Origin of the sequence: Streptomyces achromogenes subsp. achromogenes, assembly GCF_000720835.1 — a bacterium.
GTDB classification, from domain to species: Bacteria; Actinomycetota; Actinomycetes; order Streptomycetales; family Streptomycetaceae; genus Streptomyces; species Streptomyces achromogenes.
On sequence record NZ_JODT01000159.1, the window covers coordinates 1 to 203 of the forward strand.

General features: G+C 66.0%; 1 protein-coding gene. It reads left to right on the plus strand.

The window, feature by feature from the left end:
• Nucleotides 1-203, plus strand: a 203-nt coding sequence (locus IH25_RS41855; protein WP_037656605.1) for an ACP S-malonyltransferase, incomplete at both ends; no start/stop codon positions are given.

Sequence of the window (203 nt, forward strand, 5' to 3'; positions counted from 1 at the left end):
TTCCGGTGTTCGCGGAGGCGTTCGATGCGGCGTGTGTGTGTCTGGACAAGGGGTTGGAGCGGTCGTTGAGGGAGGTGGTGTTCGCGGAGCCGGGGAGTGTGGAAGCGGTGTTGTTGGAGGGGACGGGGTATGCGCAGCCGGCGTTGTTCGCGGTGGAGACGGCGTTGTTCCGGTTGGTGGAGTCGTGGGGTGTGCGGCCGGAT